Source organism: Xanthomonas translucens pv. undulosa (assembly GCF_017301775.1).
Taxonomy (GTDB): domain Bacteria; phylum Pseudomonadota; class Gammaproteobacteria; order Xanthomonadales; family Xanthomonadaceae; genus Xanthomonas_A; species Xanthomonas_A translucens.
On sequence record NZ_CP063993.1, the window covers coordinates 1,490,774 to 1,509,964 of the forward strand.

The following is a 19,191-nucleotide window of genomic DNA, read 5'->3' on the forward strand; positions in this document are numbered from 1 at the left end:
TCCTTGGAAACGGGGGCGTCATTTGGGGCGCATAGAATACACGGCGGCCTGTTTGGCCCGCTTCCCGCACTGCCAACGGCCTTGTCCTCGCCGCCTGAATCCTGAACCGGCAGGCGTGCCGGGATGCGGGTATACTAGGAGGCTTACTCTCCTTCCTTTCTGGCGCCGGTTGGCCCCCTTTCGCATGTCCATCGAAAATCTTCGCAATATCGCCATCGTCGCCCACGTCGATCATGGCAAGACCACCCTCGTCGACTGCCTGCTGAAGCAGTCCGGCACCCTCTCCGAGCGCACGGTCCTGGCCGAGCGCGTGATGGACAGCAACGATCAGGAAAAGGAGCGTGGCATCACGATCCTGGCCAAGAACACGGCCATCACCTGGCAGGGCAACCGCATCAACATCGTCGACACCCCCGGACACGCCGACTTCGGCGGCGAAGTGGAGCGCGTGCTGTCGATGGTGGACTCGGTGCTGATCCTGGTCGACGCGATGGACGGGCCGATGCCGCAGACCCGCTTCGTGACCCAGAAGGCCTTCGCGATGGGCTTCAAGCCGATCGTGGTGGTCAACAAGATCGACCGCCCCGGCGCGCGTCCGGACTGGGTGATCGACCAGGTGTTCGACCTGTTCGACAAGCTCGGCGCGACCAACGAGCAGCTCGACTTCCCGATCGTCTACGCCTCGGCGCTGCACGGCTACGCGAGCCTGGACGACAGCGCCCGCGAAGGCGACATGACCCCGCTGTACGAAGCGATCATGAAGCACGTGGCGCCGCCGCAGGTGGACCCGGACGGCCCGTTCCAGATGCGCATCAGCCAGCTGGACTACAACAACTTCGTCGGCCTGATCGGCATCGGTCGCATCCAGCGCGGCAAGGTCAAGAAGAACATGCCGGTCAGCATCGTCGACCGCGAAGGCAAGAAGCGCCAGGGCAAGATCCTGCAGGTGCTGGGCTTCATGGGTCTGGAGCGGGTGGAAGTGGAAGAGGCCGAGGCCGGCGACATCGTCGCCATCTCCGGCGTGGCCGACATGAGCATCTCCGACACCATCTGCGCGCTCGATACCCCGGAGGCGCTGCCGGCGCTGACCGTGGACGAGCCGACCATCTCGATGACCTTCCAGGTCAACAACTCGCCGTTCGCCGGCAGCAAGGAACACAGCGGCGGCAAGTTCATCACCAGCCGCCAGATCCGCGAGCGCCTGGAGCGCGAGACGCTGCACAACGTCGCGCTGAAGGTCGAGGAAGGCTCGGACCCGGACAAGTTCCTGGTCTCCGGCCGCGGCGAGCTGCACCTGTCGGTGCTGATCGAAAACATGCGCCGCGAAGGCTTCGAGTTGGCCGTGTCGCGCCCGGAAGTCATCGTCAAGGAAATCGACGGCAAGCTGATGGAGCCGGTCGAGCAACTGGTGGTGGACATCGAAGAGCAGCACCAGGGCGGCGTGATGGAGAAGCTGGGCGTGCGCAAGGGCCAGCTGAAGAACATGGAGCCGGACGGCAAGGGCCGCGTGCGCCTGGACTACATGATCCCGGCGCGTGGCCTGATCGGCTTCCAGAACGAGTTCCGCACCCTGACCCAGGGTTCGGGCCTGCTGTTCCACGTGTTCGACCATTACGGTCCGAAGGAACAGGGCGCCATCGCCAAGCGCCAGAACGGCGTGATGATCGCCAACGCCGCCGGCGCCACCCCCGCCTACTCGCTGGGGCCGCTGGAAGAGCGTGGCCGCCTGTTCGCCGCCGAAGGCGACAACGTGTACGAAGGCCAGCTGATCGGTATCCACTCCAAGGACAACGATCTGACCGTCAACGCGATCAAGACTAAGCCGCTGACCAACATGCGCGCGTCTGGCAAGGACGATGCGATCAAGCTGACCCCGGCGATCAAGTACACGCTGGAACAGGCGCTGGACTTCATCGAGGACGACGAGCTGGTCGAAGTCACCCCGAAGGAAATCCGCCTGCGCAAGAAGTTCCTGACCGAAAGCGATCGCAAGCGCGCCGGTCGCGGCGGCTGATCGCCGACTCCCCGTGGCCAGCAAGAAGGCGTACAACCCGGATCCGCATGCGCATCCGGGCCTGCACCTGATCGCACTGCTGGAGGCCGGCAAGGGCCTGCTCGCGGTGCTCGCGGCCACGGGCCTGGAACTGTTGGGCCCACTGCCGCTGCGTGCGGCGGTGGGCCGGCTGATCGTGCGTTTCAGCCTGGACCCGGAGCACGGCGCGCTGCCGTCGCTGCTCACCATGATCAATCCCGGCGCGGTGCACCTGGCCGCCGCCGGCATGCTCGCCTACGGCGTGCTGCACATCGTCGAAGCCTGGGGCCTGTGGCGCGCCAAGGCCTGGGCATCGATGCTCGGCTGCGTTTCCGCCGCGATCTATCTGCCGTTCGACATCTATGCAATCGTCCGCCATCCCGGCTGGGCGTCCTGGGCGGTCCTGGCGATCAATCTGGCCGTGGTCGGCATCCTGGCCCGCGACCTGGTTCGGCGCCGGCGACGTCCTGCGCTCTGAGCGTCTGCGGGCAGGCACCCGCCCGGTTTGCCGATCCGCATAGCCTCCTGGAGAACCACTCCCGGGGACTCTGCCGATGCGCTCGTCGGCACTGAAGTCGCACCCACAAAGGCTTGTGCAGCGCAATCGCGCCAGGAGGTCGTTTGCAGGAGGGACTTCAGTCCCGACTGCATGCAAGTTCGGGCAATTCACCACTTCGCCAGTCGCGGCTGACAGTGGCTCCTGCAGGGTGCGTTGCCTGGTGCATTGCCTGCGAGCGATGCGCCAGCAGCAGCGCACGGACGCGGCAGGCGCCTGTCGCAACGACGACACGGCACGAACGCAGCGCTATGCCTTATCCGGCCGCGGCGCGTCCGGATCCTGCAGCCCTGTCGCCGCTGGCGCGCCATCCTCGGCGCCGGGCGAGCGCATCGCCGACGAGTCGCTGCTCGTCGATGGCGGCCGCTGTGACGCGCGTGCGGTATCCGAAGAGATCTCCGCGCGCATCCTCGGCAAGGCATACGGATGTTCGCGGGTCAGGAAATCGATCATCCGCTCGCGCACGATGCAGCGCAGGTCGAACGCATCGCTGGAATTGCGTGCGCTGACCAACAGGCGCACCTGAATCGTGTTCTCGCTGGTCTCGGTCACCTGGGTCACGCAGACGCGACCATCCCACAGCGGCTCGCTCTTGCAGATCCGTTCCAGCTCGGCGCGCAGTTGCGGCATCGGCGTGCGGTAGTCCAGCCACAGGAACGCGGTGCCGAGCAGGTCGGCACTGCTGCGCGTCCAGTTCTGGAACGGGTTCTCGATGAACCAGGTCAACGGCACCACCATGCGCCGCTCGTCCCAGATGCGCACCACCACGTAGGAACTGCCGATCTCCTCGATGCGGCCCCACTCGCCTTCGACGATGACCACGTCGTCGAGCCGGATCGGCTGGGTCAAGGCGATCTGCAGGCCAGCGATCAGGTTGCCGAACACCGGCTTGGCGGCGATGCCGGCGACCAGGCCGATGATGCCGGCCGAGGCCAGCAGCGTGGTGCCGATCTGGCGTACCGCCGGGAAGGTCAGCAGCACCACCGAGGTGCCGAGCAGGATGATGGTTCCCATCGCCACGCGCGCCAGCACCCGGGTCTGAGTCTGGATGCGCCGCGCGGCCAGATTGTCGGCCACTTCGATCGGATAGCTGCGCAGAATCGCCGCTTCCAGCGCGGCGGCGCCACGTACCAGCAGCCAGGTCACGCAGCCGATCATGCCGATGTGCAGCAAGTGCTGCAGGTCGGTCAGCGCGCGCTGCTCCAGCGGCGTGGATTCCAGCGCGAAGCTGAGCATCAGCATCGGCAGCAGGAACGCCATCGGCACGCTGAGCACGCCCACGATGCGCGCGCGCCGGTAGTCGCGCCCGCGCATGCGCTGCGCGATGCGCAGCAACAGCCACCAGGCCAGGAAGCCGAGCACCACCGCGGCGCCGATCGGCAGCGTGTAAGTGCGCAACGGGATCCAGTTGAGATCCAGATTCAAGATGCGCTCCTTGAAGGGAGGGAGGAGGCGCGACAGTGTGGCAAAGCGGGTATGAGCGCGATGTCGAGCGGCGCGATGCGCTCGCCAGCCGCGCGCTTGGCGCGGCCTCAGTCAGTCGTCAGCGGTACGCTGCGCCCGTTCTGCTTGCGCACGATCGCCAGCGCGATCTCCAGCGACTGCTCGTAGTTCAAGCGCGGGTCCACGCTGGAGCGGTAGGCCCGCTCCAGGTCGCGCTCGGTCAGCTCGCGTGCGCCGCCGGTGCATTCGGTGACGTCTTCGCCGGTCAGTTCCAGATGCACGCCGCCCAGCCGCGTGCCGGCCGCGGCATGGATGTCGAACGATTGCTCCACCTCGCCCAGCACGTTGTCGTAGCGCCGCGTCTTGTAGCCGTTGCTGGTGCTCTCGGTATTGCCGTGCATCGCATCGCACACCCACAGCACGCGGCGGCCGTCGCGCTTCACCGCATCCAGCAGCGGCGGCAGTTTCTGCGCGATCTGCGCCGCGCCCATGCGGTGGATGAAGGTCAACCGGCCCGGTTCGTCCTCGGGATTGAGCACGTCGATCAGGCGCAGCAACTGGTCCGGCTGCGCCGACGGCCCGACCTTGATCGCGATCGGATTGCGGATGCCGCGGAAATACTCCACGTGCGCGCCGTCCAGCGCGGCGGTGCGCATGCCGATCCACGGATAGTGCGTGCTGAGGTTGAACCAGCCCCACTGCCGCGGCACCTCGCGGGTCAGCGCTTCCTCGTACGGCAGCAGCAGCGCTTCGTGCGAGGTGTAGAAATCGACCCGGTTGAGGTTGTACAGCTGCGCGCCGGACAGCGTCTCCATGAAGCGCACCGCATCGCCGATCGAGGACACCATCTTCTGGTAGTCCTCGGCCAGCGGCGAGTAGCCGACCCAGCTCAGGTTCCAGTACTCGGGATGGTGCAGGTCGGCGAAGCCGCCATCGATCAGCGCACGCACGAAATTCATCGTCATCGCCGAACGCGAGTGCGCGGTGATCATCCGCCGCGGATCGGGCACACGCGCCTGCGCGGTGAACTCCGGGCCGTTGACCACGTCGCCGCGGTAGCTGGGCAGGGTCACCCCGTCGCGAGTCTCGGTATCGGCCGAGCGCGGCTTGGCGTACTGACCGGCGTAACGTCCCACCCGCACGACCGGCAGGCGCAAGCCGTGCACCAGCACCAGGCTCATCTGCAGCAGTACCTTGAGTCGGTTGGAGATCGTGGCGGACTCGCAATCGCTGAAGTTCTCCGCGCAATCGCCGCCCTGCAGCAGGAAACGCTTGCCTTCCTGCGCCTCGGCCAGTTGCTTCTTCAGCGCGAAGATCTCCCACGAGGTGACCAGCGGCGGCAGGTGGCGCAATTCGCCCAGCGTCGCCTCCAGCGCCTGCGCGTCTGGATACACCGGCATCTGCAGCGCGGGTTTGCCGCGCCAACTGGCAGGCGCCCAGGACGGCTGGGTGGATTCGGACGCGGCGGCGGGGACGGACAGGCTCATGAAAGGACTCCTTGGCAACCTGCGATGTTCGCAGAGCCTGGCCGCGACGCAAAGCACTAAGTGAAGCGCGCGCGCAGCCGTGGCCGTAACCGACGCCGGGACATGAACGCCAGGCAAAGCGCGCAAGCCAGCCATGACTTCCGACCTACGCCAGCGCCGCCGCAAAAGTAGAATGTTATTACATTACAAATTTGTATCCCTTCCATTTCAGGTCTCGCCTACGCCATGACGCCCCGCCCCCTTTCCGCCGCCATCGCCCTCGTCCTGCTGGCCGCCCCCGGCTTCGCACTCGCCGCCGATGCCGCCAGCGCCGATGCTGGCCCCCAGCACACCACCGACCTGGATGCGGTCACCGTCACCGCCAAGCTGGAGGCGGCACGCAACGCGCTGTCGCCGGACATCGGCAGTAGCCAGTACGCGATCACCGCCGAAGACATCGAGCGCTTGCCGCTGGGCGCCTCCACCCCGCTCAACCAGGTACTGCTGCAGGCCCCGGGCGTGGTCCAGGATTCCTACGGCGGCATCCACGTGCGTGGCGACCACGCCAATTTGCAGTACCGCATCAACGGCGTGCTGATCCCCGAATCCATTTCCGGTTTCGGCCAGAGCCTGGACCCGCGCACGATCAAGAGCATCAAGCTGCTCGACGGCGCGCTGCCGGCGCAGTTCGGCGAGCGCACCGCGGCGGTGGTGGACATCACCACCAAGAGCGGCGTGGAACTGGGCAACGGAGGCAGCGTCGGCATCACCGGCGGCTCCTACGGCACGCTCAATCCGAACGCCTCCTGGTGGGGCAGCAGCGACCGCTGGAGCTGGTTCGTCACCGGCGACTACGAGCAGAACAAGCTCGGCCTGGAGAATCCGGTCAACAGCCGCAACCCCGAGCACGACAAGACCCGCCAGGGCAAAGGCTTCGCCGACCTCAGCTACCTGATCGACGAGAACACCCGGCTCAGCCTGCTGGTCGGCTACGCCAACAACCGCTTCCAGATCCCGAACAATCCCGAGCAAACGCCGGCGTTCGATTACCTGGGCACGACCGACTTTGACTCGTCCAAGCTTGACGAGAACCAGCGCGAGAACACCCGCTTCGGCACCCTGGTGCTGCAGGGTTCGCTCGGCGCCACCAGCTACCAGCTGTCGGCCGGGCAGCGCTACAGCAGCGTCGCGTTCTCGCCCGACGTCGCCGGCGACCTGATCTTCAACGGTGTCGCCTCGCAGGTGGACCGCAGCAACCGCGCCAACACCGCGCAGGCCGACTTCTCCACCCCGCTCGGCGATGCGCACACCTTGCGCTACGGCGTGTACGGCAACTTCGAGCATGCCGTCGCCAGCAACAATTCCTACGTGTTCCCGGCCGATGCCGACGGCAGCCAGAGCGGCAACGCGCCGATCTTCATCCCCGACGCCAGCCGCTTCCACGCCAGCACCTATGCGCTGTACATGCAGGACGAATGGAAGATCGGCGACGACTGGACCGTGAACTACGGCGTGCGCGGCGACCGCTACAAGGCGTTCGGCACCACCGAAGGCCAGCTGAGCCCGCGCCTGGGCGTGGTCTGGCAGGCCAGCGCCGACACAACCGTGCACGCCGGCTATGCGCGCTACTTCACCCCGCCGGCCAGCGAACTGATCTCCACCAGCGACATCGCGCTATACGACGGCACCACCAACCAGCAGTCCACCGCCGGCGGCGCGACCACGCCGCTGAGCGAGCGTAGCGACTACTACGACATGGGCATCTCGCAGGTGGTCAGCGATCACCTGACCCTGGGCCTGGACACCTACTACCGCAAGGTCGACCGCTTGCAGGACGAAGGCCAGTTCGGCGCCGCCTACGTCTATTCCACTTTCAACTACCACTACGGCCGTATCCGCGGTGCCGAGTTCAGCGCCGACTACAGCAACGGGCCGGTCACTGCCTACTTCAACGTCGCCTACAGCAAGGCGATGGGCAAGCGGGTCATGACCAGCCTGTACAACTTCGATCCCGATGCGCTGGCCTACGCCTACGACAACTGGATCCACCTGGACCACGACCAGAAGTTCACCTCGTCCGGTGGCATCAGCTACGCGATCGACGATGCCAGCCGGATCGGCGCCAACTACCTGTTCGGCAGCGGCCTGCGCACCGATACCGACACCGTGCCCAACGGCGCCGCACTGCCTTCGTATTTCCAGCTGAACCTCAGCGCCGGCCACGACTTCGCGCTCAGCGCGCATCCGCTGCACGCGCAGGTGGCGGTGCTCAACGTGCTCGATCGCGCCTACCAGCTGCGCGACGGCGGCGGCATCGGCGTGTTCGCCCCGCAATGGGCGCCGCGCCGTGGCGTCTACCTGAGCCTGCAGCAGGATTTCTGAGGCAACTGCGCAGACAGGCCGCGCCCGCGACGGGCCGGCCTAGATGCATGGATGGGTGCGGCGCAGCGATCGTTAGCAGCGGTCGCGCCGCCGCTACCCGCGGCACGCCATCCGTTTACCGCTACAGGACACTGTAGAAGTCAACTGTCTTCAGCCACAACGAGCGGCGTGGTGAATTCTCGGAACCGGCATGCAGTCGGGATTGAAGTCCCGCCCACAGTGCACCCGGCAGGCTTGCCGCAACTCTCCTGTAGGAGCGACTTCAGTCGCGACAGGACCTTACCGATAGGGTTCGGTCGCGGCTGAAGCCGCTCCTACAAGTGCGCTCACTCTCAGCCGATGGCAAGCGCCCAGCACACGGGAATCTCAGTGCAGCGAACGCCGCCGGGCCTTGAACCCGGCATACAGCGCGAACAGCGCCAGTGCCACGAAACAGATCAGGCACCACATCGGCATCGACAGGCCGAGGAAGCGCCAGTCGATATTGCCGCAGTCGCCGGTCCCGGTCAGCACCCGGCGCAGCACCTCGAACGGCCCTAGCGTCTCGCGCAGAAAGCTCAGCGGCGGACCGCAGGAGGCCATCGGATCGGGAAACAGCTGCACCGACACGTGCTTGGTGGAGATGCCGGCGCCGATGGCCGCGGCCAGGAACGCCAGCACGCCATAGACCTTGCGCCCGCCGCTGCGCGCCGGGCCGTGCAAGGCGCCAAGCAGGAACAGCAGACCCAGCGCGGCGAACGCGATGCGCTGGAAGATGCATAGCGGACAGGGCTCGATGCCCAGCTGCAGCTGCACGTAGATCGCATAGCCCAGCAGCCCGGCACAGATCAGAAAGCCGAACAGGAACTGCGCGCGGAAACTCCAGCGTAACGGGTTCATCGGGTCGGGCTCACATGAACAGTCCGCGCATTATCCGCCATCGCCCGCCTCGCCACCATGTGCCGTGCGTTCTTGCGCGCAGCGAGCGCGCCACGCGCGCGGCGCAAACCCTAAGCCCCGGACGCAAAAAAGCCCGGACATGCCGGGCTTCTTGCTGACACGGTGCGGACCGGAGTTACTCGGCCACTTCCTCGGCAATCGCGGTCGGGCGATCGACCAGCTCGACGTACGCCATCGGCGCGTTGTCGCCGGCGCGGAAGCCGCACTTCAGGATGCGCAGGTAGCCACCCGGACGCGACTGATAACGCGGGCCCAGCTCGACGAACAGCTTACCCACCGCTTCCTTGTCGCGCAGACGCGAGAAGGCCAGACGGCGGTTGGCGACGCCATCGACCTTGGCAATGGTGATCAGCGGCTCGGCGACGCGACGCAGTTCCTTGGCCTTCGGCAAGGTGGTCTTGATCAGCTCGTGCTTGAACAGCGAGGCCGCCATGTTGGAAAACATCGCCTGGCGATGGGCGCTGGTGCGGTTGAATTTGCGGCCGGATTTCTGGTGACGCATGGTCTTGGTTCCTATGGAAAATTGAAACTGCTGGAAATCGCTGTCGCCGTCCTGGCGCTGAACAATGGACTGCGGATGGTCCGAGCCGGCCGTCCTTGACCGGACAACGCCGCGGGTTTAGCGGCCCGTCGACGTAGTGGTGCATTGATGCTGCGCGAGCCGCCGCGAGGGCGCCCGTGCGTGCGCTGGCAGGCAACGTCCGCGGCCGATGCCGGTGCGGCATCGGCCAGGTGCGTGTGCTTAGCCGAGCATGCCGTGCTGGGCGACGCCGGCCGGCGGCCAGTTCTCCAGCTTCATGCCGAGCGACAGGCCACGCTGGGCCAGCACTTCCTTGATCTCGGTCAGCGACTTCTTGCCGAGGTTCGGGGTCTTGAGCAGTTCCACTTCGGTCTTCTGGATCAGATCGCCGATGTAGTAGATGCTCTCGGCCTTCAGGCAGTTGGCCGAACGCACGGTCAGTTCCAGATCGTCGATCGGACGCAGCAGCACCGGATCCACGCCGTTGCTGGCCGGCTTGGCTGCGCCACGGTCGCGATGGGTGAAGTCGCCGAACACCGACAGCTGATCGCTAAGGATGTCGGCGGCGGTGCGCACGGCTTCCTCGGCATCGATCGTGCCGTTGGTCTCGATGTCCAGGACCAGCTTGTCCAGGTCGGTGCGCTGCTCGACGCGCGCAGATTCGACCGCGTAGGCAACACGACGCACCGGCGAGAACGACGCATCCAGGATCAGGCGACCGATGGTGCGGGTCTCCTCGTCCGGACGGCGACGCGCGGCAGCCGGCTGGTAGCCGAAGCCACGCTCGATCTTCAGACGCATGTTGATCGCCATATCCTTGGTCAGGTGGCAGATCACGTGGTCGTTGTTGAGGATCTCGACGTTGTGGTCGGTCTTGATGTCGGCGGCAGTGACCGTGCCCGGACCCTGCTTGGACAGCGACAGCGTGGCGCTGTCACCCGTGTGTATGCGGATGGCCACGTCCTTGAGGTTGAGCAGGACATCCAGCACGTCCTCCTGCAGCCCTTCGACCGTGGTGTACTCGTGCAGCACGCCGTCGATCTCGACTTCGGTGATCGCGAAGCCGGGGATCGAGGACAACAGCACGCGACGCAGGGCATTGCCCAGCGTATGCCCATACCCGCGCTCCAAGGGCTCGATTACGACCTTGGCGCGGTTGTCGGTAAGGCGTTCGATCTGCGGCCCACGGGGGCGCAGAACCTGGTTGGCGGTAACCGTCATGTTGCGGGTTCTCCTGACGAGCCTCCGTTGCCGGAGGCTCTCCAATGTGATTACTTCGAATACAACTCGACGATCAGCGCTTCGTTGATGTCAGCAGGCAGGTCCGCACGATCCGGCACGGCCTTGAAGATGCCGCTGAACTTCTTCGAATCGACCTCGACCCAGGACGGGTTCAGGTCGTGCGTTTCGGCAACGGTCAGCGCTTCTTGCACGCGAAGCTGCTTCTGCGCCTTTTCCGACAGGGTGATCGCGTCGCCGGCCTTGACCTGGTACGAAGCCAGGTTCACCGACTTGCCGTTGACCAACACGCCACGGTGCGACACCAGCTGGCGCGCGGCCGGACGGGTGACGGCGAAGCCCATGCGGTAGACGACGTTGTCCAGGCGGGTTTCCAGCAGCTGCAGCAGGTTCTCGCCGGTGTTGCCCTTCTTGGTCGAGGCCTTCTTGTAGTAGTTGCGGAACTGACGCTCCAGCAGACCGTAGATACGCTTGACCTTCTGCTTTTCGCGCAGCTGGGTGGCGTAGTCGGACAGCTTGCCCTTGCGGGCGGTCGCGCCGTGCTGGCCGGGCTTTTGCTCCAGCTTGCACTTGGAGTCCAGCGCACGCGCCGGGCTCTTGAGGGAAAGATCGGCGCCTTCACGGCGCGCGAGCTTACAGGTAGGACCGATATAACGAGCCATTTCTTATCGCTCCTTTAGACGCGACGCTTCTTCGGCGGACGGCACCCGTTGTGCGGGATAGGCGTCACGTCGATGATGTTGGTGATCTTGTATCCGACGTTGTTCAACGAACGGACGGCGGACTCGCGACCCGGACCCGGGCCCTTGATGCGCACTTCCAGCGACTTCACGCCGTAGTCGAGCGCAGCGCGCCCGGCCTTCTCGGCGGCAACCTGCGCCGCGAACGGCGTGGACTTGCGCGAACCGCGGAAACCGGCGCCACCGGAGGTCGCCCAGGACAATGCATTGCCCTGGCGGTCGGTGATGGTCACGATGGTGTTGTTGAACGAAGCGTGGACGTGGGCGACGCCGTCGGTGACGACGCGCTTGATCTTCTTCTTGGTCTTTGCTGCTGCGGGCTTAGCCATGTCTGTCCCTTACTTCCTGATCGCCTTGCGCGGGCCCTTGCGGGTGCGGGCGTTGGTGCGGGTGCGCTGACCACGCAGCGGCAGGCCACGACGATGACGCAGGCCGCGGTAGCAGCCCAGGTCCATCAGTCGCTTGATGGCGATGCCCACTTCGCGACGCAGGTCGCCTTCGACGATGTACTTGCCGACTTCGAGGCGCAGGCGCTCGATTTCCGGTTCGGACAGGTCACGGATCTTGGTGCTCGAGGTCACGCCTGCGGCTTCGCAGACCTTCTTGGAACGGGTACGGCCGATGCCGAAAATGCTTTGCAACCCGACCCAGACGTGCTTCTGGGCTGGCAGGTTGACGCCTGCAATACGCGCCATGACGCGGTTCTCCAACTGAGTGATGGCCCGACGGCGCACTGCGGCGCCATCCGGCAGGATGGATCAAAAAGTGAACTTGTAAGTCTAGCAAGGTCTCGGGTTACATGGAAGCCCGCGGAACCGTTCGGTTCCGCAAGCCCGGCATGGGGAGTGTGCCCATGCTCCGGCGCCGGACGTCGTTGGCCCAGGTGAGGATCCACCTTGGCCGCCCGCGCTACTCCAGCGCAGGACCACCACGTCGCACCCACGCACGAGACCGCTGCATGGGCCGCCCTTCAAGTCGGAAGACTGCGCCCGGGAACCGGGGCGTCTTCGCGGAAGGAAGTCAAATTATAGCAATCAACCGCGGGCGAAACCGCCGCCGCGCGAGCCACCCTTGAGGTTGGCCTTCTTCAACAGGCTTTCGTACTGGTGCGACATCAGGTGCGCCTGGATCTGCGCGATGAAGTCCATCACCACCACGACCGCGATCAACAGCGAGGTGCCGCCGAAATGGAACGAGGTGCCGAGCTGGGTGCGCATGATTTCCGGCAGCAGGCACACGATCACCAGGTACAGCGAGCCAGCGGCGGTCAGCCGGGTCAGCACGCCGTCGACGTAGTCGGCCGTGGCCTTGCCCGGACGGATGCCCGGAATGAGCGCGCCGGACTTCTTCAGGTTGTCCGCGGTTTCCTGCGAGTTGAACACCAGCGCGGTATAGAAGAAAGCGAAACCGATGATCAACGCGGCGAACACGATCATGTGCACCGGCTCGCCCGGCCCGAGGGCATTGGCGATGCGCTGCAGCACGCTGCCGAAGGTGCTGTTGGACGCGGCCTGGCCCGACCACATCGACAGCGTCGCCGGGAAAGCGAGGATGCTCGATGCGAAGATCGGCGGAATCACGCCTGCCATGTTCAACTTCAGCGGCAGGAACGAGGTCTGGTTCATGTACGCGTTACGCCCGCCCTGGCGCCGAGCGTAGTTCACAGTGATACGCCGCTGCCCGCGCTCGACGAACACCACGAACAGGGTGAAGGCGAGGATGGTCAGCACGATCAGCAACAGCGAAATGAAGCTCATGTTGCCGTCGCGGTAGGCTTCCACGGTCTGGATCGACGCTGCCGGCAGGCCGGCGACGATGCCGGCGAAGATGATCAGCGACACGCCGTTGCCGATGCCGCGCTCGGTGACCTGCTCGCCGACCCACATCAGGAAGATGGTGCCGGCGGTCAGCGCGATCACCGCGGTGAGCACGAAGCCCATACCCGGCGCGTACACGACCGGCGCACCGCCCGGTGCGGTCTGGTTCTGCAACGCCAGCGCGATACTGCCGCCCTGCACCACCGCCAGCAGCACCGCGCCGATGCGCGAATATTGGGTGATCTTGCGCCGGCCGGACTCGCCTTCCTTCTGCATCGCCTTCAGCGACGGGAAGATGTGTGTGGCCAACTGGATCACGATCGATGCCGAGATGTACGGCATCACGTTCAGCGCGAAGATGCTGAAACGGTGCAGGGCGCCGCCCGAGAACATGTTGAACATGTCCACGATGCCGCCGCCCTGCGCCTGCATCAGCGCAAGCATGGCTTCGGGATTGACGCCCGGCACCGGCACGTAGCAACCGATGCGGTAGACGATCAATGCGCCGAGAACGAACAACAGGCGCTGGCGAAGTTCCGTGAACTTGCCAAGCCCGCCGCCGAGGTTACCCATGCCAGCCTGCGCCATCTGCGTGTTACTCCTGCACGCTGCCGCCGGCAGCTTCGATTGCCGCCTTGGCACCGGCGGTCGCAGCGATGCCCTTGAGCACGAACTTCTTGCTCAGCTCGCCCTTGAGGACGACCTTTGCCTTCTTCGCGGTGCTCGGGACCAGCTTGGCAGCGCGCAGCGCGGCGAAATCGATCTCGCCTTCCGGCAGGTTGTCGAGCTGGTAGGACAGCACTTCGGCCGTGTCCTTGGCCATCTTGGAACGGAAGCCGATCTTCGGCAGACGGCGCTGCATGGGGGTCTGGCCGCCTTCGAAGCCGGCCTTGATCTTGCCGCCGCCCTTGCGCGCGAACGAACCCTTGTGGCCGCGGCCGCAGGTCTTGCCCAGGCCCGAGCCGATGCCGCGACCGACGCGGGTGCGCTCGGTCCGCGCGCCTTCGGCGGGCTTCAGATCATTCAGATGCAAAGTCATGGTCGCTTACTCCTCAACCTGGACGAGGTAGTGAACCTTGTTGATCAGGCCGCGCACCTGCGGGCTGTCCTTCAGTTCACGCACATCGTTGAGCTTGTTCAGGCCCAGCGCACGCACCGACAGGCGGTGACGCGACTGGGTACCACGAAGGCCGCGCACCAGGCGCACCTTCACCGTCTTGTTGGACGCATTAGCCATGGTTGAGCTCCTCCACCTTCTTGCCCCGCTTGGCCGCAATGCGCGACGGCGACTGCATGTCTTCCAGGCCGCGCAGCGTAGCGCGCACCAGATTGATCGGGTTGCGCGAACCGACGGCTTTGGCCAGCACGTTCTTGACCCCGACCGCTTCCAGCACGGCGCGCATCGCGCCGCCGGCGATGACGCCAGTACCTTCCGACGCCGGCATCATGAACACGCGCGCCGCGCCGTGGCCGGACTTCACCGCGTGCCACAGGGTGCCGTTGTTCAGATCGATGTTGAGCATGCCCTTGCGCGCATATTCCATCGACTTCTGGATCGCGACCGGCACTTCGCGCGCCTTGCCGTAACCGAAGCCGATCTTGCCGTTGCCGTCGCCGACCACGGTCAGCGCGGTGAAGGTGAACTGGCGACCGCCCTTGACCGTCTTGCTGACGCGGTTGACCGCGACCAGCTTCTCGATCATGCCGTCGTCGACTTTCTCTTCGCGGTTGCGGTCGCGATCACGACCCCGCGGTGCACGCTGTTCTTCAGCCATTGTGTATTCCTTGGTAGTTGAAAGATTTACGGCTTGCATGCCGCTTGTAGTTGTTGACTGGAACCGTGTTCCCCGGACGCGCACACAAGGCGCGCCAAGGTCCGATGCAACCCGCATCGGCAGGTCGGGCGCGGCGTGGACGCCGCACCCGCAAGGATCAGAACTGCAGGCCGCCTTCGCGCGCGGCGTCGGCCAGCGCCTTGATGCGGCCGTGGTAGCGGTAGCCCGAGCGGTCGAAGGCGACCTTCTCGATGCCCGCAGCCTTGGCGCGCTCGGCGATCAGCTTGCCGACCTTGACGGCCGCCTCGCTGTTCTTGCCGCTCTTCAGGCCGTCCTTGACGTCGGCCTGCAGGGTGTTCGCCGCAGCGATCACCTTGGAGCCGTCGGCAGTGAAGACCTGCGCGTACAGGTGCTGACCGGTGCGCAGCACCGACAGGCGCGCGACGCCGAGTTCGCGGATGTGCGCACGGGTCGACTTGGCGCGGCGCAGGCGGGCGATGTTCTTGTTGATGGTCATGTCTATGTCCTACGGAAGCTGAAGGAGAACAGGCTTTTGCGTCGAAGAATCCGGCCATGGATGGCCGGGCTCCTCGCAGCAGGACCTGCCTTATGCCTTCTTGGCTTCCTTGCGAATGATGGCTTCACCGGCGTACTTCACACCCTTGCCCTTGTAGGGCTCCGGCGGACGGAAACCGCGGATCTTGGCGGCGACTTCGCCGACGCGCTGCTTGTCGGTGCCCTGCACCACGATCTCGGTCTGAGTCGGGGTGGCCAGGGTGATGCCTTCCGGCGCCGTGAACAGGACCGGGTGCGAGAAACCGAGCGCCAGGCTCAGGTCCTTGCCCTGCATCGTGGCACGGTAACCGACGCCGACCAGCTCAAGCTTGCGCTCGAAGCCTTCGGACACGCCGTGCACCATGTTCGCCAGGATCGCGCGGACGGTGCCGGTGATGGCGATCTGCGACGGGTCGTTGGCCGACAGCGTGGCGACACCGTCTTCCTGCTTGATTTCGACGCCAGCGGGCTTGATCAGCGACAGGGTACCCTTCGGGCCCTTGACGCTCACCAGCTCGGGCTGGACATTCAGTTCGACGCCCTTGGGGAGGGAAATCGGCTTCTTGGCTACGCGGGACATTTACTTGCTCCTTCCCTTAGGCCACGAAGCACAGGACTTCGCCACCGACGCCGGCCTGACGGGCCTGCGCATCGGTCATGATGCCCTTGGACGTGGAAATGATGGCAACGCCCAGGCCGCCGAGAACCTTCGGCAACTCAGCCTTACCGCGATACTGACGCAGACCCGAACGGGACACGCGCTTGAGCGTATCGATGACCGGACGGCCCTCGAAATACTTCAGCACGATTTCCAGTTCGGACTTGTTGTTCTCGATCGGATTGACGCGCAGGTCGCCGATGTAGCCTTCGGCCTTCAGCACTTCTGCGATTGCAACCTTGATCTTGGAGGACGGCATTTTCACCGTCGGCTTGCCAACCGCGGCCGCATTCTTGATGCGGACCAGCAGGTCGGCGATGGGATCAGTCATGCTCATGGTGTCTACCTTTGAGTGCACCGATATCCGCTTTCGCGAAAATCTTGTGATGTGTAACTGTGGAATGACGCGGTGATGTGAAGCGTGGAGCGTCCTGAAGAAGGCCAGGGCCTGTTTTCCGCCCCCCCCTGCCAGGCGCAGGCAAGGAGCGGGATTATACGACAAAAAGTCCGACTTGCGTCGGACTCGTTGACTGAACAGCACGCGGACGGGCGACTGCCCTGCCCCGGGCTCCGCGAACGGAGCCGGGACCGCCGGTTGTTACCAGCTGGCCTTGCGCAGGCCAGGCACGTCGCCGTTCATCGTCGCCTTGCGCAGCATGTTGCGGCCGAGGCCGAACTTGCGGTACACGGCGCGCGGACGACCGGACAGCTCGCAACGGGTGCGATGACGGCACGGCGAGGAATCGCGCGGCAGCTTCTGCAGCTTGATCACCGCCTCGGCCTTCTCGTCGTAGGACGAGCTGTCGGCGGAGATGATCTTCTTCAGCGCGTCGCGCTTGTCGGCGAACTTCTTCGCCAGCTTCTTCCGCTTGAGGTCGCGGTTGACCATGGAGGTCTTTGCCATTGTCTAACCCTTAATTACGGAACGGAAACTTGAACGCTTCGAGCAGCGCCTTCGCTTCGGCGTCGGTCTTGGCGGTGGTGGTGATGGCGATATCCATACCGCGGATCGCATCGACGGCGTCGAAGTCGATTTCCGGGAAGATGATCTGTTCCTTCACGCCCATGTTGAAGTTGCCGCGACCGTCGAACGAACGACCGGACACACCGCGGAAGTCGCGCACGCGCGGCAGCGAGATGTTGATCAGGCGGTCCAGGAACTCGTACATCTTGCCGCGACGCAGTGTGGTCTTGCAGCCGATCGGCCAACCATCGCGGATCTTGAATGACGCCACCGAGATACGCGACTTGGTGACCACCGGCTTCTGGCCGGAAACCTTGGCCATGTCGGCCACGGCGTTTTCCAGGATCTTCTTGTTCGTCGCCGCCTCGCCCACGCCCATGTTGAGGGTGACCTTGACCAGCTTCGGCACTTGCATCGGATTGGTGTAACCGAACTTCTTCATCAGAGCCGGTACCACTTCTTCCTTGTAAATCTTTTCGAGACGGGAATTCATTGTGTCATTCCTCAGGCGTCGAGCGCCTCACCGCTGGAGCGGAACACACGCAGTTTGCGTCCATCCTCCAGCACCTTGAAGCCAACGCGCTCGCCCTTGCCCGATGCCGGGTTGACGATCGCCACGTTGGAGATATGGATCGACGCTTCACGCTCGACCACGCCGCCGGCAACGCCTGCCTGCGGGTTCGGCTTGGTATGGCGCTTGACGATGTTCGCGTTGGAGACGATCACCCGATCGCCGTCGACACGGACGATTTCGCCCTGCTTGCCCTTGTCCTTGCCAGTAGTGACGACGACCTGGTCGCCCTTCTTGATACGGTTAGCCATGTGTATGTCCTCCGCTCACAGCACTTCAGGAGCGAGCGAGACGATCTTCATGAACTTCTCGGACCGCAGCTCGCGGGTAACAGGCCCGAAGATGCGCGTGCCGATCGGCTCCTGCTTGTTGTTGAGCAATACCGCAGCGTTGCCGTCGAAACGGATCAGCGAACCGTCGGGACGACGCACACCCTTGCGGGTGCGCACCACGACGGCGTCGTAGACTTCGCCCTTCTTGACCTTGCCGCGCGGGATCGCGTCCTTGACGGTGACCTTGATGATGTCGCCAATGCGTGCGTAGCGGCGCTTGGAGCCGCCGAGCACCTTGATGCACATCACTTCCTTGGCACCGGAGTTGTCGGCGACGTCGAGGTAGCTCTGCATCTGGATCATGATTCAGATCTCCCTTAGTCGGCCGAACGGGTGACGATTTCAACCACCCGCCAGTTCTTGGTCTTGGACATCGGCGCAATCTCGGTCACGCGCACGAGATCGCCTTCGTTGCAGGCGTTGTCGGCGTCGTGGGCGTGGAGCTTGGTCGAGCGCTTGATGTACTTGCCGTACAACGCATGCTTGACCTGACGCTCCACCAGCACGGTGACGGTCTTGTCCATCTTGTTGCTGACGACGCGGCCTTCGACCGTGCGCAGCGTCTTGCTTTCGTTAGTGTCGCTCATGGCGGCCATCCTTACTTCGTGCTGCCGATCAGGTGCTTCACGCGAGCAATCTCGCGGCGCACCCGACGGGTTTCGTGGGTCTTCGGCAGCTGCCCGGTGACCTGCTGCATGCGCAGGGCGAACTGCTCCTTGCGCAGATCGGTCAGATGGGCCTTCAAATCGTCAGCCGACTTCTCGCGGAGTTGTTTGATGTCCATCAGCGTACCGTCCGGGTCACGAAGGTGGTGGTCACCGAAAGCTTGGCAGCGGCCAGGCGGAACGCCTCGCGCGCGACATCTTCGCCGACGCCTTCGATTTCATAGATCATGCGACCGGGCTGGATCTGGGCGACCCAGTACTCGACGTTGCCCTTACCGGAGCCCATTCGCACTTCGATCGGCTTCTTGGTGATCGGCTTGTCCGGGAACACGCGGATCCACATCTTGCCGCCGCGCTTGACGTAGCGGCTGATCGAGCGGCGCGCCGCTTCGATCTGGCGCGCGGTCAGCTGACCGTGCGCGGTGGCCTTCAGCCCGTACTCGCCGAAGCTGACGGCGTTGCCGCTCCATGCCAGGCCGTCGTTACGGCCCTTGTGCATCTTGCGGTATTTGGTTCGCTTGGGTTGCAACATTGCCG

General features: G+C 64.7%; 25 protein-coding genes. 3 read left to right on the plus strand and 22 right to left on the minus strand.

The genetic code is table 11. From position 1 onward, the window contains the following. Positions 1–184: 184 nt before the first annotated feature. Both typA and ISN38_RS06225 read left to right on the plus strand, forming a co-directional pair. Complete coding sequence (gene typA, locus ISN38_RS06220; protein ID WP_003470617.1) at positions 185–2,014, plus strand: translational GTPase TypA; 1,830 nt, start codon at positions 185–187, stop codon at positions 2,012–2,014. A gap of 13 nt (positions 2,015–2,027) precedes the next feature. Continuing rightward, positions 2,028–2,510 (plus strand): DUF2127 domain-containing protein, encoded by a 483-nt coding sequence (locus ISN38_RS06225; RefSeq protein ID WP_003470619.1) that lies wholly within the window; start codon positions 2,028–2,030, stop codon positions 2,508–2,510. 327 nt (positions 2,511–2,837) lie between these two features. Here the strand turns inward: ISN38_RS06225 and ISN38_RS06230 are convergent, their stop codons facing one another. Continuing rightward, entirely contained in the window at positions 2,838–4,007 is a 1,170-nt protein-coding gene (locus tag ISN38_RS06230) for a mechanosensitive ion channel family protein (protein ID WP_087960515.1), read from the minus strand. Positions 4,008–4,120: 113 nt separating this feature from the next. Further along, positions 4,121–5,518, minus strand: a complete 1,398-nt coding sequence (locus ISN38_RS06235; protein WP_003470623.1) for a class II 3-deoxy-7-phosphoheptulonate synthase — start codon at positions 5,516–5,518, stop codon at positions 4,121–4,123. A 225-nt stretch (positions 5,519–5,743) separates the two neighbouring features. On the opposite strand from ISN38_RS06235, the gene ISN38_RS06240 reads away from it, so the two are divergent. After that, positions 5,744–7,879: a TonB-dependent receptor gene (locus ISN38_RS06240; protein ID WP_058358956.1), complete on the plus strand. Its 2,136-nt coding sequence runs from the start codon at positions 5,744–5,746 to the stop codon at positions 7,877–7,879. Between the two features lie 366 nt (positions 7,880–8,245). On the opposite strand, the gene ISN38_RS06245 is transcribed toward ISN38_RS06240, so the two are convergent. From ISN38_RS06245 to rplP, 20 genes are all read right to left on the minus strand, one after another. After that, positions 8,246–8,758, minus strand: a complete 513-nt coding sequence (locus ISN38_RS06245) for a disulfide bond formation protein B (protein ID WP_003479607.1) — start codon at positions 8,756–8,758, stop codon at positions 8,246–8,248. 175 nt (positions 8,759–8,933) lie between these two features. Further along, complete coding sequence (rplQ, locus tag ISN38_RS06250) at positions 8,934–9,320, minus strand: 50S ribosomal protein L17 (RefSeq protein WP_003470628.1); 387 nt, start codon at positions 9,318–9,320, stop codon at positions 8,934–8,936. 240 nt (positions 9,321–9,560) lie between these two features. Next, positions 9,561–10,559, minus strand: coding sequence for a DNA-directed RNA polymerase subunit alpha (locus ISN38_RS06255; protein WP_003470629.1), 999 nt, complete (start codon positions 10,557–10,559; stop codon positions 9,561–9,563). A gap of 50 nt (positions 10,560–10,609) precedes the next feature. Next, complete coding sequence (gene rpsD, locus ISN38_RS06260; protein WP_003470630.1) at positions 10,610–11,239, minus strand: 30S ribosomal protein S4; 630 nt, start codon at positions 11,237–11,239, stop codon at positions 10,610–10,612. A 14-nt stretch (positions 11,240–11,253) separates the two neighbouring features. Further along, positions 11,254–11,646, minus strand: coding sequence for a 30S ribosomal protein S11 (gene rpsK, locus ISN38_RS06265; protein WP_003470632.1), 393 nt, complete (start codon positions 11,644–11,646; stop codon positions 11,254–11,256). Between the two features lie 9 nt (positions 11,647–11,655). After that, positions 11,656–12,012, minus strand: coding sequence for a 30S ribosomal protein S13 (gene rpsM / locus ISN38_RS06270; RefSeq protein ID WP_003470634.1), 357 nt, complete (start codon positions 12,010–12,012; stop codon positions 11,656–11,658). Between the two features lie 339 nt (positions 12,013–12,351). After that, positions 12,352–13,722 (minus strand): preprotein translocase subunit SecY, encoded by a 1,371-nt coding sequence (gene secY, locus ISN38_RS06275; RefSeq protein WP_003470636.1) that lies wholly within the window; start codon positions 13,720–13,722, stop codon positions 12,352–12,354. A gap of 7 nt (positions 13,723–13,729) precedes the next feature. Next, positions 13,730–14,173 carry a 50S ribosomal protein L15 gene (gene rplO, locus ISN38_RS06280; RefSeq protein ID WP_003470637.1) on the minus strand — a complete coding sequence of 148 codons (444 nt, stop codon included), beginning with the start codon at positions 14,171–14,173 and terminating at the stop codon, positions 13,730–13,732. A gap of 6 nt (positions 14,174–14,179) precedes the next feature. Then, positions 14,180–14,371, minus strand: a complete 192-nt coding sequence (gene rpmD, locus ISN38_RS06285) for a 50S ribosomal protein L30 (RefSeq protein ID WP_003470639.1) — start codon at positions 14,369–14,371, stop codon at positions 14,180–14,182. Next, positions 14,364–14,909: a 30S ribosomal protein S5 gene (gene rpsE / locus ISN38_RS06290; RefSeq protein ID WP_003470641.1), complete on the minus strand. Its 546-nt coding sequence runs from the start codon at positions 14,907–14,909 to the stop codon at positions 14,364–14,366. The genes rpmD and rpsE overlap by 8 nt, the downstream gene beginning before the upstream one ends. 157 nt (positions 14,910–15,066) lie before the next feature. Then, positions 15,067–15,426 carry a 50S ribosomal protein L18 gene (rplR, locus tag ISN38_RS06295; protein ID WP_003470642.1) on the minus strand — a complete coding sequence of 120 codons (360 nt, stop codon included), beginning with the start codon at positions 15,424–15,426 and terminating at the stop codon, positions 15,067–15,069. A 90-nt stretch (positions 15,427–15,516) separates the two neighbouring features. Continuing rightward, a complete protein-coding gene (gene rplF / locus ISN38_RS06300) occupies positions 15,517–16,044 on the minus strand; it encodes a 50S ribosomal protein L6 (protein ID WP_003470644.1) in 528 nt (175 codons plus the stop codon). Positions 16,045–16,060: 16 nt separating this feature from the next. Then, positions 16,061–16,459, minus strand: coding sequence for a 30S ribosomal protein S8 (gene rpsH / locus ISN38_RS06305; protein WP_003470646.1), 399 nt, complete (start codon positions 16,457–16,459; stop codon positions 16,061–16,063). A gap of 261 nt (positions 16,460–16,720) precedes the next feature. Then, positions 16,721–17,026: a 30S ribosomal protein S14 gene (gene rpsN / locus ISN38_RS06310; protein WP_003470648.1), complete on the minus strand. Its 306-nt coding sequence runs from the start codon at positions 17,024–17,026 to the stop codon at positions 16,721–16,723. Between the two features lie 10 nt (positions 17,027–17,036). Next, a complete protein-coding gene (gene rplE, locus ISN38_RS06315) occupies positions 17,037–17,579 on the minus strand; it encodes a 50S ribosomal protein L5 (protein WP_003470649.1) in 543 nt (180 codons plus the stop codon). Positions 17,580–17,590: 11 nt separating this feature from the next. Beyond that, positions 17,591–17,908, minus strand: a complete 318-nt coding sequence (gene rplX / locus ISN38_RS06320; protein ID WP_003470651.1) for a 50S ribosomal protein L24 — start codon at positions 17,906–17,908, stop codon at positions 17,591–17,593. Between the two features lie 15 nt (positions 17,909–17,923). Beyond that, positions 17,924–18,292 (minus strand): 50S ribosomal protein L14, encoded by a 369-nt coding sequence (gene rplN, locus ISN38_RS06325; RefSeq protein WP_002811674.1) that lies wholly within the window; start codon positions 18,290–18,292, stop codon positions 17,924–17,926. Between the two features lie 14 nt (positions 18,293–18,306). Then, positions 18,307–18,576 (minus strand): 30S ribosomal protein S17, encoded by a 270-nt coding sequence (gene rpsQ, locus ISN38_RS06330; protein WP_003470653.1) that lies wholly within the window; start codon positions 18,574–18,576, stop codon positions 18,307–18,309. Positions 18,577–18,587: 11 nt separating this feature from the next. After that, entirely contained in the window at positions 18,588–18,773 is a 186-nt protein-coding gene (gene rpmC, locus ISN38_RS06335) for a 50S ribosomal protein L29 (RefSeq protein WP_003470655.1), read from the minus strand. Continuing rightward, positions 18,773–19,186: a 50S ribosomal protein L16 gene (gene rplP, locus ISN38_RS06340; RefSeq protein WP_003470657.1), complete on the minus strand. Its 414-nt coding sequence runs from the start codon at positions 19,184–19,186 to the stop codon at positions 18,773–18,775. Before rplP ends, rpmC begins: the two co-directional genes overlap by 1 nt. Between the last annotated feature and the right edge of the window lie 5 nt (positions 19,187–19,191).

Coding starts and splice junctions, on each gene's coding strand:
- typA (WP_003470617.1), top strand. CDS start 185: ATGTCCATCGAAAATCTTCGCAATATCGCCATCGTCGCCCACGTCGAT.
- rpsQ (WP_003470653.1), bottom strand. CDS start 18,576: ATGAGCGACACTAACGAAAGCAAGACGCTGCGCACGGTCGAAGGCCGC.
- rplQ (WP_003470628.1), bottom strand. CDS start 9,320: ATGCGTCACCAGAAATCCGGCCGCAAATTCAACCGCACCAGCGCCCAT.
- rplN (WP_002811674.1), bottom strand. CDS start 18,292: ATGATCCAGATGCAGAGCTACCTCGACGTCGCCGACAACTCCGGTGCC.
- ISN38_RS06255 (WP_003470629.1), bottom strand. CDS start 10,559: ATGACGGTTACCGCCAACCAGGTTCTGCGCCCCCGTGGGCCGCAGATC.
- secY (WP_003470636.1), bottom strand. CDS start 13,722: ATGGCGCAGGCTGGCATGGGTAACCTCGGCGGCGGGCTTGGCAAGTTC.
- rpsD (WP_003470630.1), bottom strand. CDS start 11,239: ATGGCTCGTTATATCGGTCCTACCTGTAAGCTCGCGCGCCGTGAAGGC.
- rpsE (WP_003470641.1), bottom strand. CDS start 14,909: ATGGCTGAAGAACAGCGTGCACCGCGGGGTCGTGATCGCGACCGCAAC.
- rplR (WP_003470642.1), bottom strand. CDS start 15,426: ATGACCATCAACAAGAACATCGCCCGCCTGCGCCGCGCCAAGTCGACC.
- rplX (WP_003470651.1), bottom strand. CDS start 17,908: ATGGCTAACCGTATCAAGAAGGGCGACCAGGTCGTCGTCACTACTGGC.
- rpmC (WP_003470655.1), bottom strand. CDS start 18,773: ATGGACATCAAACAACTCCGCGAGAAGTCGGCTGACGATTTGAAGGCC.
- rplP (WP_003470657.1), bottom strand. CDS start 19,186: ATGTTGCAACCCAAGCGAACCAAATACCGCAAGATGCACAAGGGCCGT.
- rplF (WP_003470644.1), bottom strand. CDS start 16,044: ATGTCCCGCGTAGCCAAGAAGCCGATTTCCCTCCCCAAGGGCGTCGAA.
- rpsH (WP_003470646.1), bottom strand. CDS start 16,459: ATGAGCATGACTGATCCCATCGCCGACCTGCTGGTCCGCATCAAGAAT.
- rplE (WP_003470649.1), bottom strand. CDS start 17,579: ATGAATTCCCGTCTCGAAAAGATTTACAAGGAAGAAGTGGTACCGGCT.
- rpsK (WP_003470632.1), bottom strand. CDS start 11,646: ATGGCTAAGCCCGCAGCAGCAAAGACCAAGAAGAAGATCAAGCGCGTC.
- rplO (WP_003470637.1), bottom strand. CDS start 14,173: ATGACTTTGCATCTGAATGATCTGAAGCCCGCCGAAGGCGCGCGGACC.
- rpsN (WP_003470648.1), bottom strand. CDS start 17,026: ATGGCAAAGACCTCCATGGTCAACCGCGACCTCAAGCGGAAGAAGCTG.
- rpsM (WP_003470634.1), bottom strand. CDS start 12,012: ATGGCGCGTATTGCAGGCGTCAACCTGCCAGCCCAGAAGCACGTCTGG.
- ISN38_RS06245 (WP_003479607.1), bottom strand. CDS start 8,758: ATGAACCCGTTACGCTGGAGTTTCCGCGCGCAGTTCCTGTTCGGCTTT.
- ISN38_RS06240 (WP_058358956.1), top strand. CDS start 5,744: ATGACGCCCCGCCCCCTTTCCGCCGCCATCGCCCTCGTCCTGCTGGCC.
- ISN38_RS06235 (WP_003470623.1), bottom strand. CDS start 5,518: ATGAGCCTGTCCGTCCCCGCCGCCGCGTCCGAATCCACCCAGCCGTCC.
- rpmD (WP_003470639.1), bottom strand. CDS start 14,371: ATGGCTAATGCGTCCAACAAGACGGTGAAGGTGCGCCTGGTGCGCGGC.